This is a genomic window from Planomonospora corallina (assembly GCF_042650625.1).
GTDB lineage: Bacteria > Actinomycetota > Actinomycetes > Streptosporangiales > Streptosporangiaceae > Planomonospora_B > Planomonospora_B corallina.
Window position 1 is genome coordinate 120860 of sequence record NZ_JBHSBM010000012.1, and the last position, 26998, is coordinate 147857.

Annotated in this window: 23 protein-coding genes; 6 read left to right on the forward strand and 17 right to left on the reverse strand. The window is 74.0% G+C overall.

All coding sequences use genetic code 11. The features are described 5' to 3' along the window. Nucleotides 1-102 precede the first annotated feature (102 nt). The 12 genes from ACFOWE_RS08545 to ACFOWE_RS08600 form a co-directional block, all read right to left on the reverse strand. A complete protein-coding gene (locus ACFOWE_RS08545; RefSeq protein WP_377286615.1) occupies nt 103-1797 on the reverse strand; it encodes a hypothetical protein in 1695 nt (564 codons plus the stop codon). Nucleotides 1798-1868: 71 nt separating this feature from the next. Next, nucleotides 1869-3521 carry a hypothetical protein gene (locus tag ACFOWE_RS08550; protein ID WP_377286616.1) on the reverse strand — a complete coding sequence of 551 codons (1653 nt, stop codon included), beginning with the start codon at nt 3519-3521 and terminating at the stop codon, nt 1869-1871. Nucleotides 3522-3590: 69 nt separating this feature from the next. Continuing rightward, entirely contained in the window at nt 3591-3986 is a 396-nt protein-coding gene (locus ACFOWE_RS08555) for a (deoxy)nucleoside triphosphate pyrophosphohydrolase (RefSeq protein ID WP_377286618.1), read from the reverse strand. Between the two features lie 108 nt (nt 3987-4094). Next, nucleotides 4095-5180 carry a C40 family peptidase gene (locus ACFOWE_RS08560; RefSeq protein WP_377286619.1) on the reverse strand — a complete coding sequence of 362 codons (1086 nt, stop codon included), beginning with the start codon at nt 5178-5180 and terminating at the stop codon, nt 4095-4097. After that, nucleotides 5177-5857 carry a hypothetical protein gene (locus ACFOWE_RS08565; RefSeq protein ID WP_377286787.1) on the reverse strand — a complete coding sequence of 227 codons (681 nt, stop codon included), beginning with the start codon at nt 5855-5857 and terminating at the stop codon, nt 5177-5179. Before ACFOWE_RS08565 ends, ACFOWE_RS08560 begins: the two co-directional genes overlap by 4 nt. A 6-nt stretch (nt 5858-5863) precedes the next feature. Then, nucleotides 5864-8122: a type IV secretion system protein gene (locus tag ACFOWE_RS08570; RefSeq protein WP_377286620.1), complete on the reverse strand. Its 2259-nt coding sequence runs from the start codon at nt 8120-8122 to the stop codon at nt 5864-5866. After that, nucleotides 8119-10611 (reverse strand): ATP-binding protein, encoded by a 2493-nt coding sequence (locus ACFOWE_RS08575; RefSeq protein WP_377286621.1) that lies wholly within the window; start codon nt 10609-10611, stop codon nt 8119-8121. Before ACFOWE_RS08575 ends, ACFOWE_RS08570 begins: the two co-directional genes overlap by 4 nt. 72 nt (nt 10612-10683) lie before the next feature. Further along, on the reverse strand, nt 10684-13164 hold the full coding sequence (locus ACFOWE_RS08580) for a TcpE family conjugal transfer membrane protein (RefSeq protein WP_377286623.1): 2481 nt from the start codon (nt 13162-13164) through the stop codon (nt 10684-10686). 46 nt (nt 13165-13210) lie between these two features. Next, the gene (locus tag ACFOWE_RS08585) at nt 13211-13489 is read right to left on the reverse strand and encodes a hypothetical protein (protein WP_377286788.1); all 279 of its coding nucleotides are present in this window, start codon (nt 13487-13489) and stop codon (nt 13211-13213) included. 160 nt (nt 13490-13649) lie between these two features. Then, nucleotides 13650-14735, reverse strand: coding sequence for a conjugal transfer protein (locus ACFOWE_RS08590; RefSeq protein ID WP_377286624.1), 1086 nt, complete (start codon nt 14733-14735; stop codon nt 13650-13652). Between the two features lie 428 nt (nt 14736-15163). Next, entirely contained in the window at nt 15164-16252 is a 1089-nt protein-coding gene (gene ychF, locus ACFOWE_RS08595; RefSeq protein ID WP_377286625.1) for a redox-regulated ATPase YchF, read from the reverse strand. Between the two features lie 11 nt (nt 16253-16263). Further along, the gene (locus tag ACFOWE_RS08600) at nt 16264-17148 is read right to left on the reverse strand and encodes a hypothetical protein (RefSeq protein WP_377286626.1); all 885 of its coding nucleotides are present in this window, start codon (nt 17146-17148) and stop codon (nt 16264-16266) included. A gap of 168 nt (nt 17149-17316) precedes the next feature. Here ACFOWE_RS08600 and ACFOWE_RS08605 point away from each other — a divergent pair, with 168 nt between their 5' ends. Continuing rightward, nucleotides 17317-18663, forward strand: coding sequence for a DNA recombination protein RmuC (locus ACFOWE_RS08605; RefSeq protein WP_377286627.1), 1347 nt, complete (start codon nt 17317-17319; stop codon nt 18661-18663). Between the two features lie 86 nt (nt 18664-18749). Continuing rightward, nucleotides 18750-19274, forward strand: a complete 525-nt coding sequence (locus ACFOWE_RS08610; RefSeq protein WP_377286628.1) for a DUF6542 domain-containing protein — start codon at nt 18750-18752, stop codon at nt 19272-19274. Between the two features lie 214 nt (nt 19275-19488). On the opposite strand, the gene ACFOWE_RS08615 is transcribed toward ACFOWE_RS08610, so the two are convergent. Continuing rightward, nucleotides 19489-20457: a 4-hydroxy-3-methylbut-2-enyl diphosphate reductase gene (locus tag ACFOWE_RS08615; RefSeq protein WP_377286629.1), complete on the reverse strand. Its 969-nt coding sequence runs from the start codon at nt 20455-20457 to the stop codon at nt 19489-19491. Nucleotides 20458-20565: 108 nt separating this feature from the next. Here ACFOWE_RS08615 and ACFOWE_RS08620 point away from each other — a divergent pair, with 108 nt between their 5' ends. Beyond that, a complete protein-coding gene (locus ACFOWE_RS08620) occupies nt 20566-21591 on the forward strand; it encodes a hypothetical protein (protein WP_377286631.1) in 1026 nt (341 codons plus the stop codon). 40 nt (nt 21592-21631) lie between these two features. Next, nucleotides 21632-22849 carry an exodeoxyribonuclease VII large subunit gene (gene xseA / locus ACFOWE_RS08625; RefSeq protein ID WP_377286632.1) on the forward strand — a complete coding sequence of 406 codons (1218 nt, stop codon included), beginning with the start codon at nt 21632-21634 and terminating at the stop codon, nt 22847-22849. On the opposite strand, the gene ACFOWE_RS08630 is transcribed toward xseA, so the two are convergent. Further along, the gene (locus ACFOWE_RS08630) at nt 22818-23294 is read right to left on the reverse strand and encodes a GNAT family N-acetyltransferase (protein ID WP_377286633.1); all 477 of its coding nucleotides are present in this window, start codon (nt 23292-23294) and stop codon (nt 22818-22820) included. The two genes, xseA and ACFOWE_RS08630, sit on opposite strands and share 32 nt — an antisense overlap. Before the next feature lie 51 nt (nt 23295-23345). Between ACFOWE_RS08630 and ACFOWE_RS08635 the strand changes: the two genes are divergently transcribed. Next, the gene (locus tag ACFOWE_RS08635; protein ID WP_377286634.1) at nt 23346-23576 is read left to right on the forward strand and encodes an exodeoxyribonuclease VII small subunit; all 231 of its coding nucleotides are present in this window, start codon (nt 23346-23348) and stop codon (nt 23574-23576) included. A 90-nt stretch (nt 23577-23666) separates the two neighbouring features. Here the strand turns inward: ACFOWE_RS08635 and ACFOWE_RS08640 are convergent, their stop codons facing one another. Then, nucleotides 23667-24329: a DUF4245 domain-containing protein gene (locus tag ACFOWE_RS08640; RefSeq protein WP_377286635.1), complete on the reverse strand. Its 663-nt coding sequence runs from the start codon at nt 24327-24329 to the stop codon at nt 23667-23669. A gap of 11 nt (nt 24330-24340) precedes the next feature. Next, nucleotides 24341-24988, reverse strand: a complete 648-nt coding sequence (locus ACFOWE_RS08645; RefSeq protein ID WP_377286636.1) for a TetR/AcrR family transcriptional regulator — start codon at nt 24986-24988, stop codon at nt 24341-24343. A gap of 83 nt (nt 24989-25071) precedes the next feature. Here ACFOWE_RS08645 and glpX point away from each other — a divergent pair, with 83 nt between their 5' ends. Further along, nucleotides 25072-26106: a class II fructose-bisphosphatase gene (glpX, locus tag ACFOWE_RS08650; RefSeq protein ID WP_377286637.1), complete on the forward strand. Its 1035-nt coding sequence runs from the start codon at nt 25072-25074 to the stop codon at nt 26104-26106. A gap of 129 nt (nt 26107-26235) precedes the next feature. On the opposite strand, the gene ACFOWE_RS08655 is transcribed toward glpX, so the two are convergent. Further along, on the reverse strand, nt 26236-26838 hold the full coding sequence (locus ACFOWE_RS08655; RefSeq protein ID WP_377286638.1) for a DUF1707 SHOCT-like domain-containing protein: 603 nt from the start codon (nt 26836-26838) through the stop codon (nt 26236-26238). Nucleotides 26839-26998: the final 160 nt, after the last annotated feature.

The window sequence follows — 26998 nt, forward strand, 5'->3', positions numbered from 1 at the left end:
CGTCGGAGGCCGCCCCATGACCGGCCGTCTCATGACCGGCCGCCCCATGACCGGCCGTTCCGGGGACGGGCCGTTCCGGGGACCGGCGGTTCGCGCCGGCGGCTACCTACGGCGGAAGAGGCCGCGCTTCTTCTTCGCCTCCTGGTCCGGCAGCGGGTAGACCGCCGTGCCGCCGGGACCGGTGGGCGGGAGACCGGGTCCTTCCTGTGGCAGCGCGGGGCCTCCGGAACCGGGGCCCCAAGAACCAGGGCCTCCGGAACCAGGATCTCCGGAACCGGGACCTCCGGGCGGGAGCGGAGCACCGGGACCGGCCAGGGACGGGTCCTGCGGGAAACGCCCCGCGGGCGGAGCCGCCTGGAGCGCCGGGTCACCCGGGAACGGCCCACCGGGGCGCGGTCCGGGCTCCGGCGCGAACACCCCGGAGTCCTTCTCCCCCGGGAGGGGGTCCTGAGCGCCCGCCGCGGACCGTCCCCGGTCTCCGGGCCGTTCCCCGTCGGCGGCGGCCGGCGCCCCCTGCACGCCCGCCTCCCGGACCGGCGCGTCCTGGGCAGGCCTGCCCAGGACCGCCGTGTCCTGGGCCGCCGTGTCCTGGGCCGCCGTGTCCTGGGCCGCCGTGTCCTGGGCCGGTGTGAACCACGACCCGCCGGGGACCGCCCCGGGCTGCACGGACGGTCCGGGGCGGGGCTCCCCGCCCGGATCCGCGGCACCGGGCGGCGCCTGCTCCTGGGACATCGCGCCGGGAGCCTCCGCGCCGTAGGGCGGGCCGTAGGGGCCGTAGGGGAAGTGCTCGTGACCCGGCGCCGCCGCCGGGTCGTACGGCTGCGGGTCGTACGGTTGCGCGGGGTACGGCTGCTGCGGGTACGGCCCGGCCGGATACGCCTCGGGATAGGCCGGCCCGTACATCTGCATCGGGACGAGGCTGATGATCGGGGCGTAGGCCGTGCCGCCCGGGTAGACCGCGTTCCCCGGGTAGACCGCGTGCGGGAAGCCGCCCGGCACGTAACCGGGGGCGTAGGCGGCTCCGGCGGGGTGCCCGTCCGGGACCGCGGCGCGGGGACCGGCGCGGCGGATCGCGGCGGCGTGGGCCATCCGGCGCAGCCGCCCCTCGAAGATCAGGACGGCGAACAGCACGAGCAGCACGAGGATCAGCGCCGGGATGCCGAGCTGCTTGCTCAGCGTGGCCGGGCTCGCCCCCGAGGTCGCGTTGCGGATCACGTACGGCACCGCGGAGGAGTCCGAGCCGGGGGAGGCGCCGGTGCTCGGCTCGGCCGCCGCGGTCGGGATCGTCGTCGGGTTCTGCTCGGCGCTGGGGAACTGCGGCTCCTGGTCGGCGGGCTCCGGGGACGGGGTCACCGGCGGTTCGGCGACGGAGGTCGCGGGCGGCGGCTGGACCGTCTGCGCCGGGGGCGGCTCCGGGGCCGTGGTGGTGGTCGCCGGGGACGCCGGGGACCCCGGGGACGAAGACTTCTTCGGAGGCACCGTCACCGTGGCGGTCACCGTCACCTGCCCCGTCGTGCTGGCCGTCGGCTTGGGCACGCTCCCGTCGGGATTGGCGGTGACCGTGACGGTGACGACCGGCGTGGCCCCGTCCTCGGGGTCCTCGGGCTGCTCCTTGCACTCGGCCGCGGGATCGACGTCGCAGCCCGGGATCTCGTCGGGGTTGACGTGGAGCACCCTGGTGGCCGCGGAGGCCTGGCCGGGGCCGGCGAGCGACGCTGCGGCGAGGATCACCGCAGCGCTCAGTCCCATCGACATGAGCACGGCAGAGGCGGCGGCCGTGCGGCGGGATCTCGTCACCGGTGCCTCCGTGCACTCCCGGGCGACTCAGTCAAGAAAATACTAGCCGGGTCAAATTATCAGCAAAGCCATCAGCGCGACACGGTGCGCGCAGTACGTCTCTGCTGCACTTTCGCCTGCAACCAGAGCAAGCAGAGCAGACCGCCGATCGCCACCCCCGCGGCGGGCAGCCCTCGCACTTCCACCTGCGGCTCATGCTCCCGCACGATCTCGATCTCACGGCTCCGGTTGTTCAGCTCCAGCGGCAGAGGCGCGCCCTGCGGCTGCTCGCTCTCCGCCGGAGCGGGCGCGGCCGACGGCACCCTGACCTGCGGCGTGGGCCAGGACACGGGCGGCTGCTTCGACGGGGTGGGCCAGGCGAACGACGGGACCGGCCACGGCCACGCCACGGCCGGAGCGGGCGCGGGCGCGGGAGGCGCCTGCCCCTGGTCCACCGCGGCACCGGCCTGCGGATGGCCGGCGGCGACGCCGGTCTCCGGGAAGTCCGCGACGGGCCGCCTCGGTCTCTTCCACGGCCTGCCGGCCGCCTCCCCGCCACGGTCGCCCGGGCGGCCCAGCCCCTCCCCGCCGTACACGCCACGGTCGTCCGGCCGGCCCGGCTCCTCCCCCCCGTACACGTCTCGGTCGTCCGGGCGGCCCGATTCCCCGTCCTGCGCCCCATGACCGTCCGGGCGGTCCACCGCCTCCCCGCCGTACACGTCACGGTCGTCCGGGCGGCCTTCCTCCACGCCTTCCGCGTCGGGGCGGCCCGGCTCCTCCCCGCCGTACACGTCTCGGTCGTCCGGGCGGCCCGATTCCCCGTCCTGCGCCCCATGACCGTCCGGGCGGTCCACCGCCTCCCCGCCGTACACGTCACGGTCGTCCGGCCGGCCCGGCTCCCCGTCCTGCACGCCATGACCGTCCGGATGCTCCACTCCGTCCACGCCCTGTACTCCGTGGTCGTCCAGGTGATCCGCCCCCTGCCCGTCCTGCGCCCAGTGGTCGTCCGGGCGGTCCACCCCCTGCACTCCGTAGGGGGCCTCGTACGGCTCCGGGGTGAGGACGGCGGCCAGTCCCGCCGAGCCGGGGAACATCCGGTCCAGCAGGCAGTCGACCGGTCGCCGCCCGGTCCCCGGCCCCGGCACGGGCGCCGGCCCGGACGCCGGGTAGGCGCCCTCCGGCGCCCCGAGGACCTGGAGTTCGTCCGGATCCGGGATGACGCGCCGGCCGCCGTCCGCGCCCCGCGCTCCTTCGGGAACCCGGTCCCGCCGCTCCCGGAAGCCCTCCGCACCGCCCACGTCCCAGGAGTCCCATGCCTGCCCGGTGTTCTCCCCGTCCCAGGCGTCCTCCACCTCGCAGACGTCGCTGACGCCCCGGACGCCCTGCCCGCCGTACTGCCCGCCGTACGCGTCCTGCGCGCCCCAGATCCCTCCGAGGCCGCGCAAGGCGCTCTCCATGGCACCGGACGGTCCGGTCCGGCCGGGGGGCGGTCCGGGCCTCTTCGGCGGCTTCTTCGTGGCGGGCAGCTTGACCGGTGGCCTGAACGGGACGGGCGGCATGGGCGCTATGGGAGCCGGCACCACGGACGGGAACGGCACGGCCGCCCCGGTCAGGTCGAGAGGAGGCGCGTCGGGGTCCGGCTCGAGCGCGTGCACCGCCAGCCACCCTCCCGGCAGGAGCACCCCTGTCCCGAGCGCCGACACCATCACGGCGCGCTTCCACCATCTTCTGCACAGTACGGTCACCGCGCGTCTCCATCCCCCGATATGAACGCATGACGACAACACGCTCTGTAGCAGTTATGTCACGATGGGCTATGTTTCAATCCCCGTCAACCGTTCCCGCACCGCCCGCGCGATCGGCAGGTCGGCGGGCAGCCAGGTCACGTCCTCCAGCTCGTGCGGGGCCAGCCAGCGCAGCTCGCTGTGCTCCTTCGCCTCCGGCTCCCCCTCCACGATCGCCGCGAGCCAGACCCTCAGCACGCGGCCGGTGCCCAGCGGCCAGTCACCGCCCACCGGCTCCCCGGCCTCGATCAGGACGCCGAGTTCCTCGCGGCACTCCCGCACCAGCGCCGTGAGGTCGTCCTCCCCCGGATCGACCTTCCCTCCCGGGAACTCCCAGCCCCCGGCCAGCTCCGGCGGATCGGCGCGCTGCGCGGCGAGCACCCTGCCCGCCCCGTCGACGATGGCGGCCCCTACGACGACTTTCACCCACTGCCTCCAGCGTGGAGAACCCGGCCCCGGGCCGGAATCCCTGACAACCCTCGATTCTGCAGCGTCACGGCGGTGTCGCGCGGACGGCGGTGCCGCTCCCCGTTCTCAGCCCTGGGCGCGCAGCCGCAACTGCTCCTGGACCGAGGGGTTCTGCAGAGGCCGGGTGAAGCCGACGATGCCGGTGCGGGTCCGGTAGGAGGTGACCTTGATCGGTCCGCAGAGCCGGCACCGGGCCTCGATCATCTTCCCCGGTGAGACCACCATGCCCACGTGCCCCGGCCGGTCCGGCCCGGTGCCGGGACCGGAGTCGAAGAAGACGAGATCGCCCGGTTGCTCCTCCCCCTCGGGGATCCGCACCCCGAACGGCCACTGGCCGAAGGTGGTGCGGGGGATGCTCAGACCCGCGCTCCGGTAGGCCATGTAGACGATCCCCGAGCAGTCGAAGGCGTCCGGCCCGGTCCCGCCCCACAGGTACGGCTTGCCGCGCTGGGCCAGCGCGTACTCCAGGATCTGCGCGACCACACCGTCGGGCGCCGCCTCGACCAGGTCCTCGTCGCACTCCTCGGCCGCCTCAGGCGGGACGGCGACCGCGCCGTCCGCGGCGTACCGCTCGGCGATCTCCATGACCTGGTCCACGTACCACCAGGCCCGGTTGTAGACGAACAGCGCCCGCCGGACGTCCTCCGGCGCCCCGTTGCGTTTGATCATCTTCGCCGCGCCCAGGATGGCGTCGGCCGGGTTGTAGACGTCCGCCCAGCCGTCGCCGTCCCCGTCGGAGGCGTAGCCGTTGAACTCCGACGGGATCTTGATCTTCGCCTTGCCGCCCCAGGTGCTGATCAGGAACTGCATCGGCCCGGCCGCGCCGGCGTGGTTGGTCCCGCTGCGCACACCGGGGAGCGTGGAGCGCCCGTGGTCGGTCTCCCGCTTGCCGATCCCGGCGAGCACGTTCCACTGCACGCCGACCTTCTCGCCGTGCTCGCGGTAGAGCTCGAGGTACTCCGGCGGGATGTCGTCCAGGGCCGTCTCGGACTCCCCCGCCGCCTGCGCGGTCTCCTCGCAGTCGGCGAGGCCGCCACCGATGATCGTCGGGAAGGTGCCCACCATCATCATCGGGGCCATGATCAGTGCGACCAGGCAGACTCCGGCCACGGCGAGAGCCAGGCCGATCCTCACCCGCGTGCCGCCGTTCATCCGGTCCCGCCGCTCCCGACCGGCTGCTCGTCCCCCTCCTGGCCCTCGTCGGCCGGCTGCAGATCGTGGACCCGCCAGTCGGAGCCGACCGGGACGAGCGTGACGGCGTACTCGTAGGCCTGCTCCCGAGAGCCGCTCCTCGCGGTGATCCGTTCGGTGCAGGCGACGACGAACACCACGGAGGAGTCCTGGATCTGCCGGATCTCCCTCACCGTCGCCGTGCCGGTGGAGACCACCTCGTCGGCCCGGTTCGCCTCGGCGAACCCCGCCGACGTGCGGGCCCGGGCCAGCACCTCGCCGAACTCCGCCGTCGCGTAGCCCCGCAACCGGCCGGAGTAGGCCACCGGGTCCTCGTCATGGCGGTAGGTGCCGTACTCGGCGGCGAACCGCCGGGCGTAGTCGGCCGCCGCGGACAGCTCCTGCTTGGTCATCGGCAGGTAGGAGTAGACGTCGAAGGGGGCGTCGCTGGCCGTCGCGGACGGGCGCGGCGGCTCCGCGCTCACCGCCGGCCCCGGCGGAGCCGACGGGGCGGCCCCGGTACGGCCGGCGCCCACCGGATCGGCCTCCACCGCCCGGCCGCCCCCGGTCTCCCACATGGTCAGGTAGATCCCGACCGCCGCGAGCAGTGCCACGAGGACCGCGAAGACCACCCCGCGGCGGCCGCCGCTCTCCGCCATCACCAGCTACTCCCTGTCCGACCTGTCCGGCCCGGACGGGCGCAGCCAGAACGGCCTGGGGGCCTCGTCGGCCGCCCGGCCCCGCTCCGAGCGGCTCGGCAGCCAGAGCGGAGGAGCCTCGGAGGTCCTGTCCGCGCTCCCGCCCGAGCCGGAGGAGCCGCGCGAGGACCCGCCCGACGGGCCCCGCGAGCCACCGAAGACGCTTCCGCCCGAGCCCTGCGAGGAGCCCCGCGAGCCGCCGCCGAAGACGCTCCCGCCGGAACGGCCGCCGCCCCCGGTGGCCCGGCCGCCCGAGGAGGAGCCGGAACCGCTCCGGGAGGCCCAGCCGCCGCCGGAACGGCCGCCGAACCAGCCGCCCCCGCCGGAGGACGCACCGGAGGACGTGCCGGGCCCGCCCTGCCGGACCGGGGACGGGCCGCCCGGGGCACGGCCCGCGGAGCCGCCCGCCGGACGGCCGGCGGAGAGGTTGAGCGGGGGCGCCGCGCCGGGCCGGGACGCGGCCGCCGGACGGGCCGCGGCGGCCCTGCGCCCCGCGGCCTTGCCCTCGGGGTCCAGCGGCGCGGGTTGCGCGGTGACGGGGACCCGGGCCCCCGAGGGGGTGCCCGCGGCGTCCTCCTGGCCTCTGACCCTGCCCTGGGCGACCGCGGCGGCCGCGCCGGCCCCCGCACCGCCCGCGGCCGCGGCCGCCTGCAGCAGCGGCTCCGCCTTGCGCATGCCCCACCGTCCGGCGCGGGCCGCCGCGACCGGCGGGAGCACGCCCGCCGCGCGCTGCAGGGTCGGCGCACTGGCCGCCTCGCCCAGCATGCGGGTGGTGAAGGTGTGCCCGTCCATGGAGGAGAACAGGTGCTGGAACGGCCGCCGGTAGAAGAAGACCGCGATCGTCAGCAGCGCCATGAGCATGACCTGCATGCCCCACGGCATCGCGGTGGAGATGATCAGGGCGTAGCCGTACACCAGCACGCCCAGCACGAGGGCCAGCACCGCCTGCCGGAGCAGGGTACCGATCAGCATCTCCACCCAGCGCATCGCGATGATCCGGCCGGAGCCCGGATGGACGCCGATCAGCAGGAAGACCGGGGCCATGATGACCAGCAGCAGGAACCCGATCTTGAGTGCCAGCAGCGAGACCGCCACCAGGAAGATCAGGACTCCGGCGACCACCGCGGCCATGAAGGCGCCGATCGCGATGCCGAGCCGGTTCGTCCAGTCCTTGCCCTGGAAGAGGAAGTAGACCGGGGTGGGCTTCAGGTACTTGGCGACCTCCTCCTCGTAGCGGGCCTGGTGCGCGCCCGAGTCGGGAGTCTGGGCGGCCTGCTGCTCGGCCGCGTCGATGGCCTGGATGTCCAGAGTCGTGGCGCCCAGGGCCTTCACCACCGGGGCCTCGGGGTCGGCGGTGCCGAACACCCCCATCAGCCACGGCTTGCAGACGAGGGTGGACCAGAGCGCGTCGGCGTTCTGGTCCACGGTCGGGGTGCCGGGCCGGCCGTACCCCCCGGCCTGCGGCTGCGCGGCGGTCTCCCCCTTGGCCGGCAGGCAGGAGGTGCCGCCGGCGCCCGGCAGGCCGGAGAAGGCCGAGTTGACGACCTCGCCGGTCTTGTCGGTGACGATCTTGCCGACCCCGGTGAGGTCGCCGGGGCGGCTGAAGAACCAGACCGCGACGGTGACCGCCAGCACCATCCAGATGACGCCCTCGGCCGTCGTGGTCGCCCGCTTGCGGATCAGCCCGTACCAGGCCAGCCAGATCGCGCCGAGGATCACCACGGGCCGCAGGTACGGCCAGTACATCGCCTCGGAGAGGCTGACCACGATGTCGTCGACGACATTCTTGATCGACTCCAGCGGCCCCTCGCTCGCCGCCGCCTGGTAGGTCGTGATGGTCAGCCGGTCCAGCGCCTTGGCCCAGGAGAAGACCGTGTTGGCCCAGGCGTTGCCCAGCACCGCGGCGACGTCGTCGCAGCCCAGCTCATGGGTGTGCCAGAACTGGCCGCTCATGCCGTAGGTGGCGTAGTTCGTCCGCGCGGCCGGCCCCGGCTGCCCGGTCTGCGCCCCTTCGGTCGCCGGAGGCTTGACCAGGCCGTCCACGCCTCCGCCGACCACCTCGGGGGCCAGGTCCGGAGAGAGGTCGCAGGGTGCCGCGGCGGCGATGGAGCCGCCGGTGGGGAACACCAGCGGCAGCGCCGTGAACGCCACGAACGCCACCAGCACGGCGGCGAGCCCGCGCCGCCTCCGGCGCGAACGTCTCGGTCTGTCGTCCGTGCCCTTCATGACCGCCCTTCCAGCACCGTCGCCCCCGCCCTGCCGGCTCCGTCGCCCCCAGGTAGATCGTGCACGTTCCCGCCGGGTTTGTCGCGGGTCGGATTGGTGTCGAGCCACCGCAGCAGCTCGCCGGAGATGAGGTCCACCCCGATCCGGCCCGCCCGGCCGTCCAGATCGCGGAAGACGCACTCGCCGTTGCCCAGCGAGCGCAGCACCGCCTTGTGCTCCTCGGAGGGGTCCACCCCCAGCAGCGACATCACGTTCCCCACCTCGACCCGCTCCGTGGAGCGGAAGGCGAAGACCGACGACAGGCAGTTCGTCACCTGCTCGTTCAGCAGGTCTCCGGCGTTCTGCGAGACCAGCACCAGCGCGGTGTTGCGCGAGCGGCCCATCCGGCTCACCTCTGGCACCAGCTTGGCGCCCTCCGGCGTGGAGGTGATCGCCCACGCCTCGTCCAGGAAGATCGCCTTGGGGGTCCGCCGGTCGAGGCCGTTCATCAGGCCCCGGGCGAACTGCGCGACGAGGTAGAGCAGCGCCACCGACAGGCGCTGCTCGTAGGAGTAGTCGTCGCGGCCGGTGGCCGCGTCCGGCAGGGTCAGCCCGCCGAGGGTGAAGACCGTGGTCCAGCCCTCGGTGTCGATCTGCTCGCCGCCGGAGGGGTCGAAGCAGAGCCGGGCCAGGTGCATCTCCGACATCGAGCGGAGCACCGCGCCCAGGTTCTTGGAGGCGGCGTCCCCTGCCTGCTCCAGGAACTCCACGACCTTGCCGAGCGAGGGGTCGGGCCCGTTGGAGACGGCCGCCACCGCCTGGATCATCGCCGACTCGCGCTCCTCCGACATGCGCGGCAGCAGCAGGCGAAGGGTCTCGGTGGCCATCGTCTTCTTGGCCGCGAGGTCGTCGCCGAACGAGAACGGGTCGAGCAGCCCGGGCGCGGCCGAGCCCAGCGGGATGGTCCGCGCCTTCCGCCCCCGCTCCCGCAGCAGCCGGACCAGGGACTCGGCGTCGCCCTTGGGGTCGATCACCGCGACCGTGACGCCGCGCAGCGCCATCTGGTAGATCATCAGCAGCGCCAGCGTCGTCTTGCCGCCGCCCGGCTCACCGGTGATCGCGATGGCCGTCGGCCGGTTCCGGGCCGCCGCCACCAGCGGGTCGAAGTGCACGATGCTCCGGGCCCGGCCCAGGGTCTCGCCGATGTACGGCCCCACCCAGCCGGCGTTCGTCTCGTCCACCCGGTCGCCGAGGTCCACGGTGGCCGTGGCCATGCCGCCCGCGATGGTCCGCAGCGGCTGCCGCTGGGCGTAGGCGTTGACCCGGACCCGCTCGCCCGGGAGCGCCTCGCAGAACAGCGAGAACTGGTCGCCGGTGGAGTTGACGATGTCGATGCCCAGGTCGCGGTAGTGCTCGACGACCGCCTCCACCCGCTGCACGCAGATCTCCTCGGTGGGCCCCGAGACCATCAGCCGGTGCCAGCCGTACACGAAGGGCAGGCGCTCCTTGGTGATGCCGTGCTCCAGCATGCGGGCCGCGTCGATCTGCTCGGCCAGCGCCAGCGGCGCCTCCGCGCCCGCCTCCCGGATGTGGATGTCCATGTCCCGGGCGTGCGCGAGCTTGCGCGCCACGTCCTTGCTGGCCTTGACCGGGGGGATCAGCCGCATCCTGGAGCTGATCTCCACCGGGAAGGGCAGCTGGTCGGCGAAGTGCAGCCACGGCTCGCCGTCGGGGAAGGCCATCAGGTCGGGGAACCGGGCGAAGGACAGGTGCGCGACGTAGGACTCGCCGTGCGTCTGCTCGATGCGCAGCAGCGACCTGCCGTTGTGGATCTGCCCCTCGACCAGCGACTCGATCTCGCCCCGGCCCCAGCGCCGCTTCGGGCTGGCCGAGGGCGGCGGATCGCCGAGGGAGCCGGTCGCGGCGTGCTGGAACAGCCAGGCGATCTCGGTCGAGGTGGCGTGCCGGGCGTACAGCGCGCTGGCCGCCAGCGCCCGGCCGAGCCGCTCGGCCTGCTCGGTCCACCGGGTGATCTCGGACCTGGGGACGTGGTCGTCCTCGACGCCCAGGACCTTCTCGCTCCTGCGGTAGATGCCGAACAGCTGGGAGAACGCCCCCTCGCCCAGCTGCCGGCCGCGCGCGCCGAGCCGTACGCCGAGGTAGACCTCCTTCGTCCAGAAGTCCTTGGCCCAGACGTGCCGGTACATCTCCTCCAGGTAGTCCCGCCAGCCCGGCCCCTCGTCCGAGGTCGCGTTGAGCGCCAGCGCCCACTCGGCGGCCGGGTAGGTGCGGTGCGCCACCCTCAGGTGCACCTCGGCGTCCGGCATCCGGATCGCGGCGAGGGCGATCGTGATGTTGGTGGCCAGCGCCTCCCGCTCCTCCGGGGTGACGAACTCGTAGCTCACGGTCGGCAGGCGGAAGTAGGCCCACGCCGAGGAGTCGGTCAGCAGGATCCGGTCGTCGAAGTACCGGACCGCGAGGCGGCTGCGCGCCCGCGCCGCGCGGCTCATTCCTTCTCCTTCACCGGTCGCCTGGATCGTCGGTTCACGGGCACATCACGTCTTCTTCTCGCGCCCCGGGGGTCACTGCGCCAGTTCCTCCTCGCTCGTCCTGCTCGTCCGTGCCGCCGCGAGGCCGGCCACCACGACGCCGGCCAGCGCGAGGTAGGCCCGGCGGCCCGGCGCCCGCAGGTGGGACGGCTCCACCGTCTCGGACCTGCCGGGGGCCAGCTCGTCCTCCCAGGGCACCCGGACGATCGCCCGGCACCGGCCGCGGGCGACCGCCTCGGCCTGCTCCACGTCGGCCATGCTGCGCCGGCTCACCCCGTTGACGACCACGATCGCCCGCCGCCGCAGGTCCGCGCAGCCGTGCCCGTCGAGCCAGTCGTACGTCATCGCGACCGACTCCGCCCCGTCCTCGCTGGCCGGGACGACCATGACCAGCTGGTCGGCGTGGGGGACGAGGCGGGCGGCCAGCGCCGCGGCCGGGTCCACCACGACCAGCTTGTAGTGGCGCTCCAGCAGGTCCATCGCCTGGCCGAGCCGCCGGTCGGAGAAGAGCGCCCGGTCCGTCAGGCGCTGCTCGGCGCCGGCGTCGGCGTCGCTCGCGAGGACCTCCAGACCGGAGGCGCAGCGGCTGGTGTAGGCCCGCATGCCCAGATAGCCCTGGACGTTCTCCAGACCGGCCAGCAGGGAGCTCAGCGTCTCGGGCGACTCTCCCTCGACCCGGGTGGACAGGGCGTGCGCACCGGCGCCGGCGTCGACCGCCAGCACCCGGTCCTCCCTGTGGCGGGCGAGGGTGTGGCCGAGCATGAGCGCCGTCGTGGTCTGCCCCGCGCCGCCGGTGCAGCCCAGCACGACGACCCTGCGGCTGCCGGTGAAGGCCCCTCGGGCCCGCGCCTCGTCGACCTCCGAGCCGTCCGTACGGCTCCCGCCCGGTCCCATCACCACCTGTGCCAGGCGCCGCCAGCCGCCCTCGGAGTCGCGGCCGATGACCGACTCCACCCGGCGGACCCTGGCCTCGCCGGGACCGGGCGGGGCCACCGGTGTCGCGGGGTCGACCGGGGCGGGGGCGGTGGGCACGGCCCGGATGGAGACGCCGCCGGGTACGATCACCGGCCGCTCCTGCGGCCACGCCTTCCGCTCGCCGAAGGCCTCGGGCGGTTCAGAGGCGAGCGGCTCGGAGGCGGACCGCTCGGAGGCGGGCGATTCGGAAGCAGGCGGTTCGGAGGCGTCGGCAGCCGCGGGCACGCCGGGCCGCTCGCCGGGTGCGCCGGGAGCCGCCGGCTCGCCTGCGGCGGGCGCGTCCGGGGAATCGGACGCGCCCGGAGGCTCGGTCGCGGGCGCACCGGCAACGGCGGGCACACCGGGACCGGCGGACGCGTCGGCAGCGGCGGGCTCGGCAGGCTCGGTCGCGGGCGTAACGGCGGCGGCCAGCCTGCGCAGGCGGCGCAGGGCCTCGGCGTCGATGGGAGTGGCCGGGGCCTGCCCGGTCTCGGCGGAGGGTCGGCCGCTCCCCGGGACACGGACCGGAGGACGGGCCGAGGAGGCCCCGGACGCCGGCCCGGGGGTGGACCCCACCGGCCCGGCGGCGGCCCCGGACGCGGGACCCGCGGCGGACCCGGACCCGGACCCGGACGCGGGACCCGCGGTGGATCCGGGCGCGGACGCGAGGCCTGCGGCGGACCCGGCGGAGTCCGCCGGCGCCCACCCGGGCGGCGGGACGACGGTGAGCCCTCCGGAGCGCTCCGCCGGAACGGACTCCGGGGCGACCGGCGCCGCGGACTCCGCCACCCCGAACGGGACCTCGGACGAGCCCCGGGCCGCTCCCCCGGTGGAGGCGCCGGCCGGTCCGCCCGCCGTTCCGAGGGCGGGCGGTCCTCCGCCGAGAGCCGGGGCGGTTCCCTTGCGGGGGGCGGAGGCCGTGCCCCAGACGACGCGGTCGCCGGTGACGGGAGCCGCCGCCGCGGCCGCGGCGGCCGCGGCCACCGCGGGACGGACCGCGCTGCGGGGCGCCTCGGTCCCGCGCTTGGGGGCGGCGTGGCGGGCCTTGCGCGGAACCTTCCCGGCGGCCCTCAGCCCGGCTCTCCCCTCGGACTTCCGCTCCGCCTCCGCCCCGTCCTCCGCCGAGACCTTCACCGAGACCTCCGCCGCGGCCTTCCGCGCGGCCTTCACGCGGACCGGTCCGGCCTGCTCCGGGAGCGTCCGCCAGACCCGGCCGACGAACGTGATCTCCGCGGGCTCCGCCGAGGGAGCCATCCGGCACCAGGTCCGGGGCTCGCCCAGGTAGCGCGCCTGCGACTGGAGCAGCTCGGTGAGCCGCTTGCCCTCGATCACCGGCCGGGTCGACAGCCACGTCACCACGCCCGGCGGGACCAGGTAGACCACGTGCCAGGGCGCGTCGAAGGGCACGCCGAGCATCGCGAGCAGGAACGACCAGGGAGCCGTCACGCCCACGAACACACCGATCCAGACGATCGGAAGCGGCATCGGCAACCGTAGGTCGTACAGCTTGTAGAGCCGCTTCTCGATCCGCCAGATATTGGTATACGTGGGCAGGTCCACCCGCTCCTCCTCTCCGCTGTCTCCGTCCGGCCGCCGGGGTGCGGCCTCAGCCTCCCGTGATGCCCAGCGCGCCCGCGATCGCCTTGGCCGTCACCTCGATGATGTTGGGCACGTAGAAGATCACGCCGATGGCGATGGCGAGGATGATGAACTGGACGAACCTGGTGATCTCCCTGGTGAACAGGAAGAACAGCGCCACCACGGAGACGATGACGAGGAAGAGCGGGGCGAAGAACTGACGGAGGAAGTCCGCCAGCCCCTCGGTGTCCACGCCGGCCGCGGGGGCGGCAGGCTGGCCGGTCGGCTGCTGGGCGAAGTCGATCACGCTCAGCAGGATGGTCTGCAGGGTCACTTCTCGTCCTCCGTGCTCATGACCGCGCGCGCCGGAGGGTCGTACGGCGGCGCGCACACGCCGCCCGCCTCGTCACCGGATCGCCGGACAGGGGGGATCTGTTCGCTGGGGGCCGACACCATTCGATCATGCGTCACCCCACGGACCGTCCGGCGCCGCGGATGCTCTGGACGAACCACTTGTCGCCCTGCTTGACCACGGTGAGGACGTAGGCCTGCTCCAGCCTCCCGCTGACGCTCCCCGGGTCGGCGGTGGAGTCGGCGGCCGGTGTGGCCCCCGAGGGCACCCCCCAGACGACCGTCGCGGTCACCTCCCTCGTGGCGCCCCCGGTGAGCGGCATCACGAGCTCCTTGAGCTCCAGGAAGGTGAAGTTCCCGCCGAACCCGTCGAGGACGGCCCCCTCGGCGGCGTACTGCTGCAGGGAGGCGGTGTCACTGGCGGCGTAGGCCTTGAAGAAGTTGGCCATGGGCGTGCGCAGTTCCTGCTCGGCGGCCTCGTCGCGGTCGGGCTCGCGCACGGCGGGCAGGGCCGCCGGGGTCGGCGCCGGCAGGATGGCCGGGCGGCCGGAGACCACGAACCTCCCGGTCGCGCCGTCGTGGAAGACCGGGACGGACAGGAGCTGGCGGCGGTCGTCCGACTGGAACGTCACGGTCACCACGGCGTTCTGCGCATCGGCGACCTCCACCCCGTAGGGCTGGATCGCCCCGGCGCTCATCCGCCCGAGGCCGTCCCAGCCGAACTGGGGGTCGACGCCGTCGGGCAGGAAGGGCGCGAGCCTCCTGGCCCGCTCCTCCGTCCGCACCGCGTCGAAATTCAGGTAGACGGCCGCGAACTGGCTCGCGAATGAGGTGGCCTTCGTCGTGGGGAATCCGGCGTCAGGAGAAACCGACGTTTCACCTGAAGTCGCACTTTGATTGGTAAACCTCTCAAATGGCGCACGGATCCCGTTCACCAGGATGACGATGATGAGCGCCCAGAGGATGACGCGGCCGGTCCACACCAGCCACCGCCCCCCGCCCCCGGCCCAGCCACCGCGGCGCGACGCCCTCCGCCCCCGCGCCGGGGCGGGCTCGTCGAACGCCTCCGGGTACGCCGACAGCTCCGGGTCACCAGCGATCCCAGGATCCCGCTGGACGGTCGACCTTCGAGCCATCACGCCTCCGCTCGCGCCGCCCCCCGGCCGGCGCGGTGTCGTATTACTCCGGCCCCCGTTAGCCATGGTGAAGCGATTACCTTAACCGCCTCGCCGATTCTTCCAGGAAAACCACGCCCATGCTGCAGTCATCACGCCGACTGAGCAAACCGGGTCTGACTCCGCCCCGGCCCCCGGGGACACCCGGCCGCCCCGGAAAGCACGCGTTACCGCTGGCCAACCCCCATGTCGATTACCGAAACGCCACCCATTGCTATCCAAAAAGCACATGGACTGTCCCGACCTGCGCATTCGGCGGCGCTCCGCGGCCGGACCCCACGACACGAAGGGCGGGCGCGGTCCGGTGGACCGCGCCCGCCCTTCGAGAGAACGGACACGCCAGGAGAGGCACGGCGCCGGGGTACGGACGCACCGGGGGCCGGGGCACGGCGCCGGGGTACGGACGCGCCCGAGCGCGGGGACCCGGACGCGCCGGGATCCGGACGCGCCGGGGATCAGACGTTGAAGCGGAACTCCACGACGTCGCCGTCGCGCATGACGTAGTCCTTGCCCTCGATGCGGGCCTTGCCCGCCTGCCGCGCCGCGGCGATGGAGCCGGCCTCCACCAGGTCCTCGAAGGAGACGACCTCCGCCTTGATGAAGCCGCGCTGGAAGTCGGTGTGGATGACCCCCGCCGCCTCCGGAGCCGTCGCGCCCTTGCGGATGGTCCAGGCCCGCGCCTCCTTGGGGCCGGCCGTCAGATAGGTCTGCAGGCCCAGCGTCTCGAAGCCGACCCGGGCCAGCTGCGCCAGGCCGGACTCCTCCTGGCCGACGGACTGCAGCAGTTCCAGGGCCTCCTCGTCGTCCAGCTCGACCAGCTCGGACTCGATCTTGGCGTCCAGGAAGACGGCCTCGGCCGGGGCGACCAGCGCCGAGAGCCTGCCCCGCAGCTCCACATCGGTCAGCTCGTCGGCGTCGAGGTTGAAGACGTACAGGAACGGCTTGGCGGTCAGCAGGTGCAGGTCCCGCAGGTCCGCCGGGTCGATCCCGGCGCCCTTGGCCCCGGCGTACAGGGTCGTGCCGCCGTCCAGGAGCTTGGCGGCCGCCTCGGCCGCGTCCAGGGCCGCCTTGCGGTCCTTGTTGTTCCTGGCCTCCTTCTGCAGGCGCGGGACGGCCTTCTCCAGCGTCTGCAGGTCGGCGAGGATCAGCTCGGTGTTGATGGTCTCGATGTCGCGCTCGGGGGAGACCGCTCCGTCCACGTGGGTCACGTCCGGGTCGGAGAAGACCCGGATGACCTGGCAGATCGCGTCCGTCTCACGGATGTTGGCGAGGAACTGGTTGCCCCGGCCCTGCCCCTCGGAGGCGCCCCGGACCAGACCGGCGATGTCGACGAACTCGACCTTCGCGGGCAGGATCCGGGCGGAGCCGAAGATCTCGGCCAGCTTCTCCAGACGCGGGTCGGGCACGCCGACGATGCCCACGTTGGGCTCGATGGTGGCGAACGGGTAGTTCGCCGCCAGGGCGTTGGCGGTCTTGGTCAGCGCGTTGAAAAGCGTGGACTTGCCGACGTTGGGCAGTCCGACGATGCCGATGCTCAGGCTCACGTGACCCGAGTCTACGGGGAACCGTGCAGTGCCACTCGCCGCAGGCAGGTCACGGGGCGGGGAATCCCGGGCCCGCGCACCCGCAGATAGCGGTCGGAGCCGGCCGGGCAGCCGGCCCGGGAGCCGCTCCTGGCCGTCACCTCCGCCCAGGCCCGCGGGGAGTCGCACGGCGCCTTGGCGAGCGCCCGGCGGCTCACCAGCGGCCCGCGGGGCTCGACCACGCAGTCCCCCACCGCGAGCATCCCGCCCCCCGCGCCCAGGCAGGCGACCGACCGCTCCCCGACGGCGAGCGCGTCGAGCGCGCCGCGCGGGCAGGGGCCGGCCCGGTCCACCACGGCCAGCACCCTGCCGTACCAGCCCCGGGCCGAGCAGGGCAGCTCACCGCCGCGCAGCGCCAGGCAGTCTCCCGCGCGCAGCACCCCGCCGCCCCCGCCCGGGTCTCCGGCGTGCGGCCCCGCCAGGCTGCGCACGCACGCCGTACGGCCGGTCCGCGCACCGTGCACGGACAGCTCTCCGGGCCCGCCGGGTTCGCCGGCCGCCTGGGCCTCCGCCGCCTCCGCGTGCCCCCCCGGCGCCGCGGGCGCGGCGGGGATCGCGACCAACTCGTCGGTCTCGGCGGGGCAGTCCGCGGCGCGGGCGCCGACCACGGAGATCACCCTGCCGTCGGCGGCCCCGCAGGGGACCAGCTCGAACTCCGCGCCCACCCGGTCGACGCAGGCGCCCCGGTCCCAGGCGAGCACCGCCGGGACCGTCCGGGCCGCGTCCACCGCCCGCTCCCGCGCCGGCTCCGTGCCGCCCTGCCCCATGCCGCCCTGCCCCATGCCACCCTGCCCCGTGATGAGCCCGATCGCGGCGGCGCCGACGGTGGCGACCACGACCAGCGTGACGCCCAGCATGGGTGCCGCTTTCGGATGTGAGCCGTCCTTACCCACGAAGCCACCTCACTTTACGTGTCCCCTAGGAAACTTTGAGTGATGGAGCACGTGTGCACAAGCGGAACGGCCCGGTCGGTGCGCTAGGCGTGTCGGACCGCCGGTGAAGGCCGGAACTGGGATCATCCCGGCATGGACGTCATGGCACTCGCCTTCCAGCTCGCCGTGGGGCTCGCGGCGGGGCTCGCCATCGGGTTCCTGCTCGGCCGGGCCCGCACCGCGTCCGGGGCCGCCTCCGCCTCCGTCCGCCTGGCGGAGGCGGAGGCCCGGGCCAGGGCCGCCGAGGAGAAGGCCGCCTACGTCGAGGAGCAGCTCGCCGAGCGCTTCCGGGCGTTGTCGGCCCGCGCTCTCGACGTCAACAACCTGCGCTTCCTGGAGCTGGCCGAGTCCCGGCTGGCCACCGACCGCGCCGCGGCCGCCGGGGAGCTGGAGCAGCGCAAGCAGGCCGTCGAGCACCTGATCGAGCCGTTGAAGGACACCCTGGCCCGGGTCGAGGCGCAGCTGCGCGACACCCAGTCGGGCCAGCGGGCGGCCCACGCCGAGCTGACCCGGCACATCGAGATCGTCCGGGAGAGCAACGACCGGCTCCGCGCCCAGACCGGCGCCCTGGTGCGGGCCCTGCAGCGGCCCGAGGCCGGAGGCCGCTGGGGGGAGCTGCAGCTGCGCAGGGTCGCCGAGATCGCCGGCATGCAGCGCCACTGCGACTTCGAGGAGCAGGTGAACGCGGTCACCGCCGACGGCGCCGTCCGGCCCGACATGGTCGTACGGCTGGCGGGCGGCAAGAACATCGTGGTGGACGCCAAGGTCTCCCTGGCCGCCTATCTGGAGGCCGCCGAGGCGACCGAGGACGGCCCTCGCGCGGCCCGGTTCGCCGACCACGCCCGGCACGTGCGCGAGCACGTGGACCGGCTGGCCGCCAAGAGCTACTGGCAGGCCTTCAGCCCCGCCCCGGAGTTCGTGGTGCTCTTCATCCCCGGGGAGGCTTTCCTGGCCCCCGCGCTGGAGCACGACCCCGGCCTGCTGGAGTACGCCCTGCGCCGGCGGGTGCACATCGCCACCCCCACCACGCTGGTCACCATGCTCCGCACCGCGCACTACGCCTGGCAGCAGGCCGCGCTCAACGAGAACGCCCGTGCGGTCTTCGAGCTGGGCAAGGAACTCTACGAGCGGCTGAGCGGCATGGGGCGGAACCTGGACGCGCTGGGCCGCTCGCTGAGCCGGGCCGTGGACTCCTACAACCGGACGGTCGGCTCCCTGGAGACCCGGGTCCTGGTCAGCGCGCGCAAGCTCAACGATCTGGGCCTGACCGGGGGCGACCTGGACCGGCCGCAGACCGTCGAGGAACTGCCGCGCGCGCTGGCCTCCCCCGAACTGCTGGACGACGAGCCGGCGCGGGAAGGGATGCCGCCGGAAGAAGAGACGCCAAGCGCATCCCCCGCCTCGCGGCTGAACGGTAAGTTGGCCAACGGACCGCTCTGAGACCCGTTTCCAGAAACGCGGGGGAGCCTGACACTGGAGACTGCGCAGGAGCGGCGCGAGGGGGGCGACGGGCGAGGTGGTCACAGGTGGGTGAGCGGAAGGCGGCTTCCGGTGTCCGGCTGACCGCGCGGGGCGCGGTGACGGCGGTTCTGGTGTCCACACTGGCGGGGAGCCTGCTGAACTCCCTGCTCGGGCTCCCGGTCGTGGTCGGCGTGGCGTTCGTGGGCGGCTGCCTCGCCGCGGCGTGGCTGGTGAACCCGCGCGACCTGCTCTCGCTGGTGGTCTCCCCGCCCCTGGTCTTCTTCGCCGCCATGCTGGTCGCCGAGGCGGTGCGGGCCCTGACGGCGGCCTCCCCTGCCGCGGCGTTCAGCCTCGGTGTCTACACCTCGCTGTCGCGCGGGGCCCCCTGGCTGTTCGCGGGCTCGGCGCTGGTCCTGGTCGTCGCCTGGCGGCGCGGTCTGACCGACTGCGTCCGCGAGCTGCGCGAGGAGCTGCGCGCCTCCGGGGCCGCCGTGCCCCGGCCGCGCTCGGGCGGGGCGGCGGGCTTCGCCCCCGAGCCCGAGGGCTACTTCGAGCCCCGGATGTACGGCACGCCCCGCGAAGGCCAGTGAAGGGACCGGCGAGCGAGGGGGCCGGTGAGGGCGGGCGGAGAGGACGGATGAGGCCGGGCGGCCTCCCCGCGATCCTCGGTGAAGGACTTCCCGGAGGCATTCGCGGAGGCATTCCCGGAGGTCTTCGAAGGCCTCCGCGGAGTCCCCGCTCCGCCGGGACGGGCGGGCCGGCCCCCGGCGCGCGGGTCCGCGCCGGAGGGTCCTTCCCCGGGTCTCAGACCCCGGCGCGCAGGTCCTTGCGGAGCTCGTGCGGGAGGGCGAAGCGCACGCTCTCCTCGACCGAGTGGACCTCCTCGACGTCGTGGAACCCGCCGGAGGCCAGGCGCTCCAGGACCCCGGCGACGAGCTCGTCGGGGACCGAGGCCCCGCTGGTCACACCGACCGTGGTGACGCCCTCCAGCCACTCGTCCCGGATGAACGAGGCGTTGTCGACCAGATAGGCGGCGTCGGCCCCGTGGTCGAGGGCGACCTCGACCAGGCGCTTGGAGTTGGAGGAGTTCTCCGAGCCGACGACGATCACCAGCTCGGCCTCGGCGGCGATCTCCTTCACCGCGACCTGGCGGTTCTGGGTGGCGTAGCAGATGTCGTCGCTCGGCGGGTCGATGAGGTTCGGGAAGCGCGCCTTGAGCCGGGAGACCGTCTCGGTGGTCTCGTCCACCGAGAGCGTGGTCTGCGAGAGCCACACCAGCCGGTCGGGGTCCTTGACCTGGACGGAGCCGACCGCGTCGAGACCGTCCACCAGCTGGATGTGGTCGGGCGCCTCGCCCGCGGTGCCCTCCACCTCCTCGTGGCCCTCGTGGCCGATCAACAGGATGTCGTAGTCCTGGGAGGCGAAGCGCCTGGCCTCGTTGTGGACCTTGGTCACCAGGGGGCAGGTGGCGTCGATGGTCTTCAGGCGGCGCTGGGCGGCCTCGGCGTGGACCGCCGGGGAGACACCGTGGGCGGAGAAGACGACGATGGCGCCCTCGGGGACCTCCTCGGTCTCCTCCACGAAGATCGCCCCGCGTTCCTCCAGCGTCCTGACCACATGGGTGTTGTGGACGATCTGCTTGCGCACGTAGATCGGCGCGCCGTACTGCTCCAGGGCCTTCTCGACGGCCTGGACCGCACGGTCGACCCCCGCGCAGTATCCACGGGGCTTGGCCACAAGCACGCGTCGAGTCGCGCCGGTCTTAGAAGTCATGTTCTTATGCTACGTGGAGTATCGATGAGGCCCGTTCCCGTGCCTCTTGACCACACAAAGCACCCTATAGCCGGATCAGCCGCCCAATACCGTTCTCCAGGAGACGACATGTCAGTCCCGGATCTCATCCGCAACGTCGCCGGGAAGGCGAAGGAACTACCGCTCTACGTGATCCAGACCACCCTGAACGGGATCGGGCAGGCGCTCCTGCTCGGCGACCGGTTCCGGAGCAAGCTCAAGCGCACGGCCGGCGAGAAGGACGGGCTCGACGAGACGAGCCCGGAGGTCTCCGGCCAGGAGACCCCGGCGGCGGAGAAGACCGACGAGAAGCCGGCCCGCCGTGAGCCGGTCATCTTCGCCCCGGCCGCGCCCAGGACCAAGCCCGCCGAGACCACGGCCACCGAGACCAAGCCCGCCGAGACCAAGCCCGCTGAGACCAAGCCCGCCGAGACCGCGACCTCCGAGACCGCGACCTCCGGCACCCCGGCCACCGGGAGCGAGGCTCCCGCCCCGGCCGGGAAGGCCGGGCCCGCCGCGGCCGCGGAGGCCGCCCCCGCCACGGACGGCAAGCCCGCCGAGGAGGAGGCCCCGGCGGCGGGGTCCAACGGCGGCAGGGCCGCCACCGAACCGGTCACCCTCGCCCCGGCCGCGCCGAAGACCCCCCGGCGCAAGGCCTCCGGGCCCGAGCCCGTCGTGCCCACGCCGCCCGCGGTGAAGGTCGAGGTCGCCGAGGTCGACGTGGAGGTCGACAAGCCCGACGCGACCGGCGCCGCCCCGGTCGAGGCCGAGGTGGAGGTCGTCAAGACCAAGCCCGCCGAGCCCGACCTCGCCAAGTCCAAGGCCGCCAAGGCGAAGAAGGCCAAGGCCGAGGCGAGCAAGGCCGCGGCCGGCCCGGCCGCCGGGACCGCCGCGATGGTGGCCGCCGCCACCGCCGGTGCCACCGACGGAGGACTGCCCTTCGAGCCGCTGCCCGGCTACGCGGGGCTGACCGTCGCCTCCCTGCGCGCCCGCATGCGCGGCAAGAGCATCCAGCAGATCAGGGACATGATCGCCTACGAGAAGGCCACCACGGCCCGGCCCGAGGTCGTGCGGATGTTCGAGAACCGCCTGGCGAAGCTGGAGGCCGGCGAGTAGGCCCGCCCGGACGTCGCACCCGGCGCGTAGGCTGCCCCGCATGACGTCGAAGACCTCTCCGGAGCAGCCGCTGCCGGTCCGCACCGTGCTCCAGATGGTGGGCGGCTGGATCGGCAAGCTCGGCACGGTCTGGGTCGAGGGGCAGATCACCGAGCTGACCGCGCGGGGCGGCACGGTGTTCCTGACGCTGCGCGACCCGGTGGCCAACATGTCCGCCCGGGTGACCTGCCCGCGCGGGGTCTATGAGGCGACCGTCCCCCGACCGGTGGACGGCGCCCGGGTCGTCATGAACCTCAAGCCGGACTTCTGGGTGAACCGGGGCTCCTTCGCGTTCACCGCGCTGGAGATGCGCCCGGTCGGCGTCGGCGAGCTGCTGGCCCGCCTGGAGCGGCTCCGCCAGGTGCTCGCCGCCGAGGGGCTCTTCGCCGCCGACCGCAAGCGCCGCCTGCCGTTCCTGCCCGGCACGGTCGGGCTGGTCTGCGGCCGCGACTCCGCGGCCGAGCGCGACGTGCTGGAGAACGCCCGGCGCCGCTGGCCCGCGGTCCGGTTCAAGGTCGAGCAGGTGGCCGTGCAGGGGCCGTACGCCGTCGGGGAGGTCACCGAGGCGCTGCGCAGGCTCGACGCCGACGACGAGGTCGAGGTCATCGTGATCGCCCGGGGCGGCGGGTCGATGGAGGACCTGCTGCCCTTCTCCGACGAGTCGCTGGTCCGGGCGGTGGCGGCCTGCCGTACGCCGGTGGTCAGCGCGATCGGCCACGAGCAGGACAACCCGCTGCTCGACCTGGTCGCCGACGTGCGGGCGTCCACGCCCACCGACGCGGCCAAGAAGGTCGTGCCGGACGTCGGCGAGCAGCTCGCGCTCGTCCGCCAGCTCCGCGACCGGGGCCGCCGGGTGGCCGGCGGCTGGCTGGACCGCGAGACGGCCTGGCTGGCGGCGGTCCGCTCCCGGCCGGCGCTGGCCGACCCGGTCCGCGAGCTCGAGCGCCGCGCCGAGCAGGCCGAGCAGCTGCGGGACCGGGCCCGGCGGGCGCTGTCCGGCTCCCTGGACCGCGCCCAGGACTCCCTCGGCCACCTCCGCGCCCAGCTGGTCGCCCTCTCCCCCGCCGCCACCCTGGAGCGCGGCTACGCGATCGTGCAGCACCCCTCGGGCGAGGTCGTACGGCGGGCGGCCGACGTCGCCGGCGGCGAGGAGCTGACGGTCCGCCTCACCGACGACCGGATCACGGTCATCGCCGCCCGGAAGGATCCCGCCACGTGAGTGAGGGATAGCCGTCCTCGACGAAGCCGAACTCCCGGTAGAGCGGCTCCCCGTCGGAGGTCGCGTGCAGGTCCACCTTGCGCACGCCGGCCGCCCGGTACCAGTCCATCAGCGCGCCCATCACGGCTCTGCCGTGCCCCCTGCGCCGGTGGCGCGGGTCGGTGGTCATGCCCTGGACGTAGCCGTAGCGGCCGTCGGGGAGCGCCGGGCCGGGGAAGCGGTCGAAGATCAGGCCGATGCCGCAGGCGGCGAGGCCGCCCTCCGGGGCGTCCACGACGTAGACGGCCGTGTCGGGGCTGCCGAGCCGCTCCCGCAGGCTCTCGGCGTAGGCCTCCTGCCAGTGCTCGAAGACCGGGCTGCCGTCCCGGGCCATGCGCTCGGTCAGGACCTCCCGGAGGCGGACCAGCTCGGGGATGTCGTCGGGGGTCGCATCGCGTACGCTCACCGCCCCAGTCTTCCAACCCGTCCGCGGTCCCGAGCCCCTAGGGTGTGAGGCGTGGCCGAGGAGAAGACACCGTCGTACGAGCAGGCACGCGAGGAGCTGACCGAGGTGGTCCGCCGCCTGGAGGCGGGCGGACTCACCCTGGAGCAGTCGATCGAGCTGTGGGAGCGCGGCGAGAAGCTCGCCGCCATCTGCGAGGAGTGGCTGCAGGGCGCCCGGGTGAAGCTCGCGGCGGCCATGGCGCAGCGCCGGCAGCCCGATCCCGGCGGGGAGGCGCCCTTCTGACCGTCCGGCCCGGCCCTTCGCCGGACCTTTCGCCGGACCTTTCGCCGGATCCTCGCGACGAGGAAAGCGCCGGGCCGGTGCGGCGACGGGTCAGCCCGTGGCCGAGGGAGCGGCCGACGGGCTGGAGGCCGGGCTGGGGGTTCCGGTGGCGGAGGTCTCGTCGGCGATCCGCGCCTGTTCCTTCAGCGAGCCCGCGAAGGCCGTCAGCTCGTCCCAGCCGGCGGTGCCGGTGACGACGACGGTGGAGCCGGACAGGAAGCGGACCAGGGAGCGCTGGTCCTTGTCCTCGCGGTAGCGCTTCTCCCAGGTCGCCCCGGCGATCTGGACGGTGCCGGCGACCTTGTCGGTGTTGGCCATCCGGTTGGCGAACTCCGCGGCGGGCTGCTCGTCGCTCTGCGCGAGCATCGCGTGGCGGCGCCGGCCGACCTCGGGGTCCACGGTGGTGGCGAAGCCGAGCCGCCAGGTCACCGGTTCCCTCCCGGAGTCCGTCGCGTCCGGCTCCGGAGTCCTCGCGCCCGTCTCGGGGGTCTTGCGGGAGCTGGTGGGGATCCAGCCCGCCGGTGCCGCCGGTTCGGGCGCCCAGACCGGGTACGGGGCCTCCCGCCGCATGGCGGCGACGTCCATGGAGTAGTCGATCCTCGGGATGCGCTCCTCCCTGCTCTGCGGGGTGACCAGCAGGAAGACGAAGACGCCGAGGAGGCAGATGAGCACCGCGGCGACGTAGCCGCGGAAGCCCTCAGTGAACCGTTGCACGACTGGCGAGACTACCCGCAGACCGGGCCGGTCCCGTCCCGAGGTGTCCCGGCGCTCTGCGGGCTGCGCATCTGCCCGATGATGGCCAGCACGTCCTCGGCGAGCCTGCGGGAGACCTCCTCGTCCGGTGAGAGCACGACCTCCTGGACCGCGGCGGCCAGGGCTCCGGTGACGACCACGACCAGGGCGTCGTCACCCTCGAACAGCGCGGCGTTGCGCTTGGCCCACTGGCGGAGCCGGTCGCGCATGATGATCTCGAAGCCGGGCGGGCCGTCGCCGCGCAGGAACAGCGCGGACAGCTCGCGCTCGGCCAGGGAGCCCTCCAGGTAGGCGCGGGCCCCGGCGATGAACAGCCGCATCGGGTCGGTCTCGCCGGCGGCCTTGACCTCGTGCACCGCCTGCTTGGTGCGCTGGGTCTGCCGGGCCTGGAACTCGTCGAAGAGCGTCAGGTAGAGGTCGGCCTTGCCGGAGAAGTGGTGGTAGAGGCTTCCCACGCTGGCGCCCGCGCGCGCGACCACGTCGGTGACGCCGGCCTCGGCGAAGCCACTGGTGACGAAGACCTCCCGGGCCGCCGCCAGGAGCGCACCGCGTGTGGCCGCGCCCCGCTCCGAGGTCCGTGCGGTCACGCCTGTGGCCGACCGGTCCGTGTCGCTGCTCATGGTCGGCAGGTTATCCCTTCCGGAGCTGGAGAGAGGGGGACAACTACGATCGTTGCAGTAATCCACGAGAGGGGCCTTTCGCCATGTCCGAGCAGACGTCAGTTCCCGCCGCCCTCGCCACGGGCGAGCACGCGCCTGACCGCAACCTCGCCCTGGAGCTGGTCCGGGTGACCGAGGCCGCCGCGATGGCCGCCGCCCGCTGGGTGGGGCGGGGCGACAAGAACGGCGCCGACGGCGCGGCCGTCAACGCGATGCGCCAGCTGATCAACACGGTCTCGATGAGCGGCGTGGTGGTGATCGGCGAGGGTGAGAAGGACAACGCGCCGATGCTCTACAACGGCGAGTCCGTGGGCGACGGCACCGGCGCGGAGTGCGACGTGGCCGTGGACCCGATCGACGGGACCCGCCTCACCTCCCTGGGCATGCCGAACGCCATCTCGGTCATCGCGGTGAGCGAGCGCGGCTCGATGTACGACCCTTCGGCCGTCTTCTACATGGACAAGCTGGTGACCGGCCCCGAGGCCGCCTCCTCGGTGGACATCAACGCGCCCGTGGCCGACAACATCGCCGCGGTGGCCCGGGCCAAGGGCTGCGAGTCCTCCGACGTGACGGTGGTCATCCTCGACCGGCCCCGCCACGAGAAGATCATCCGCGAGATCCGGGAGACCGGCGCGCGGATCAAGCTCATCACCGACGGCGACGTGGCCGGCGCGATCATGGCGGCCCGCACGGGCACCGGCATCGACCTGATGCTCGGGATCGGCGGCACGCCCGAGGGCATCATCGCGGCCTGCGCGCTCAAGTGCCTGGGCGGCGTGATCCAGGGCAGGCTCTGGCCGCGCGACGACGCCGAGCGGCGCAAGGCGCTGGACGCGGGCCTTGACCTGGACGCCACGCTGACCACCGACGACCTGGTCAAGTCCGACGACGTGTTCTTCGCCGCCACCGGCATCACCGACGGCGAGATCATGCAGGGCGTGCGCTACCGGGGCGGCCACGCCGTGACCAGTTCCCTCGTCATGCGCGGCCGTTCCGGCACGATCCGCAAGATCGAGAGCGAGCACCAGCTCTGGAAGCTGCGCGCCTACAGCGCGATCAACTTCGACACCGCCGTCTGAGGACACCGCCGTCTGAGGACACCGCCGTCCGGCACGGCACCGTCCGGGGACGGCGTGCTCTGAGGACACCGCCGTCCGGCACGGCACCGCCGGCCGGGGCCCGCACCGCGGGCTCCGGCCGCTTTTCCGTCAGCGGCGGAACCAGGAGCGGCGGGGGCGCTTGGGCGGCTTGGCGACGATGGTGCCCATGGAGACCAGGCCGGTGATCTCGATGAGCGGGCCGTCCGGGGAGGGGCGGACCTGGTTCTTCTTCCCGCCCATGACGGCCGAGGCGGGCATCTCGATCCGCACGCCCTCCGGGACGACCAGGGTGAGCGTCCCGCCGATCACGGTGACCTGGAGCGTCACGTGGCTGGACTGGAGCAGCGCCTCGCACAGGTCCAGGGTGACGTTGGAGCAGATCGCGGTGGCGGTGAAGCGGTTGGGCACCACCCAGCGGCCCTCGCGCTTCTCCGAGCCGAAGAAGGCCGTCACGGGCCGGACGTCGGTGCGCAGCGGCTGCTCCTCCGGCGGGAGCAGGTCGGTGGTGAGCGCGGCGAGCTCGCCCAGCGTGCGGGAGCGGTAGAGCGCCTCCAGCCGCTCCTCGTACTCCACCTGGTCGAGCCGCCCGTCGGCGAGCGCGTCGGCCAGGACCGCGGTCACCCGCTCCCGGTCGGCGTCTCCCGCCCGCAGGTCGCCGGGGCGCGGCGCCGGTGCTCTCCCGCGGATCGCGGGGGGTCGGGAATCGTTCACGTCCCGACCATAATCCCTGGCGGCGCCCGGCGCGCCCACCCGGCCCTCGCCCGCACCGCGCGAGCCGGCCCGCGGGTGGTGACGGGCCCGTGGATGCGGGGCGCGCACACCGCGGCCCCGCCTGCGCCGCGCGAGGCCGGGAAGCCGCGCGAGGCCGGGA